A 1341-nucleotide genomic window follows, 5' to 3' on the forward strand; every position below is an offset into this window, starting at 1 on the left:
TCTGACACCACCACAGCGCACCCTTCGGGCCGGCCCCTGACGACAGCGGGGCCGGCCCGAAGGGTGCGCTGTGGTGGTGTCAGATCTGCGGGGTCTCGATGACCAGCCCGGCGGCGTCGATGCCGATCGCCGCGGCCTGGGCGGTGAAGGCGCCCATCATCAGGGCTGCGGCGGCCAGGACGGTGGCAAGGCGACGAGCTGTGCGCATGGGACAACTACCTCTCTGTTGCGCTCACTTGAGCGTGATCAGGACACCCGGTGGCTGCCCCGCGCCGCGAGCGGGGATGCGGAAAGATCCCCAAGGTCGCTCAAGAGTTGGAAAAGCCCGGCGTGGCGTGCATGAATCGCCGCGTACACCCGGACGAGTGGGACGCCGTCAGATCTGGTCGTCCGCCAGCTCCGCCACTCCCGTGATCCGGTGCAGCGGATACGTCCGTACCTCGTCCGCGGTGTGGTCGTACGCCGTCACGAACCCGCCCTCGACCCGCACCGGCGCGATCACCCGTTGACTCGCGGCGCCCTCGGCGTTGACGTACCCGATCCACAGCGCCTCGCCGGTCAGGACGGCGGCCTGCATGGTGGCGAGGGTCTCGGCGGAGGTCGTGCGGGGGAGCTCACCGCCGGTCACCGCGGGGGTGGTCGCGCTGGGCTTGCGGGGGGCCGTGGAGGCGAGGTCGCCCGCGCGGATGGCGCGGATCGCGGCGCCCAGCAGCGTGGCGTCCGGGGTCGGCGGGCCGTCCGGGACCGGCTCGGGGGCCGTGCGCGGCGGGGTGCGGTGGGCGTCGGCGCGGGTGATCAGGACGTCGCCCTCCGCCGACTCGGCGGCCGGCGCGAACCCCATCGCGCGCAGGCCCTCCAGCAGCGCGGCCGGATCGGCCTGGGTGGCGAGGACCGTAGGGGCCAGCCGGCGCAGGCGCAGGCCCGCGGCCCGCTTGTCGGCGAGGATCTCGTTCAGCACGGCGTCGTCGTCGCAGCGGACGTACGCCGACGCCGCGCCCACCCGCAGATGCCCGTGCCTGCGGGCCACGTCGTCGATGAGGTACGCGAGCGGCTGCGGCACCGGCGTACGGGAGTGCTCGGCGAGGAAGGCGTGCAGGTCGGTGGCGGTGCGGCCGGCGTCGAGTGCCCGGCGTACCGAGCCGGGTGTGAAGCGGTAGACCGTCGCGCCGCCCTTCGACTCGACGTCCGCGAGCACGCCCAGCGTGTCGGCGAGCGGCCGTCGCAGCGGCCCGGGTGCCACGGCCGTCAGGTCGGCCTGGAGGAGGACGTGGTCCAGCGGCTCGGGCAGGAGGGGCGCCAGGAGGCGGGCGGCGGTGGCGGAGGCGGTGGCCTGTTCGGCGG

At 74.6% G+C, this 1341-nt stretch carries 2 protein-coding genes; both read right to left on the reverse strand.

Annotated elements, in window-relative coordinates; translation table 11 throughout:
• Window positions 1–79: 79 nt before the first annotated feature.
• The gene (locus tag L0P92_RS45360; protein WP_267132852.1) at window positions 80–208 is read right to left on the reverse strand and encodes a hypothetical protein; all 129 of its coding nucleotides are present in this window, start codon (window positions 206–208) and stop codon (window positions 80–82) included.
• 168 nt (window positions 209–376) lie between these two features.
• Window positions 377–1341, reverse strand: a 965-nt coding sequence (locus L0P92_RS44460; protein ID WP_234768813.1) for a helicase-associated domain-containing protein, incomplete at its 5' end; no start/stop codon positions are given.

The sequence above is a fragment of the Streptomyces muensis genome, assembly GCF_021474425.1.
GTDB classification, from domain to species: Bacteria; Actinomycetota; Actinomycetes; order Streptomycetales; family Streptomycetaceae; genus Streptomyces; species Streptomyces muensis.

Bases quoted from the DNA above. Each gene is read 5' to 3' on its own strand.
- L0P92_RS45360 (WP_267132852.1), bottom strand. From the start codon at position 208: ATGCGCACAGCTCGTCGCCTTGCCACCGTCCTGGCCGCCGCAGCCCTG.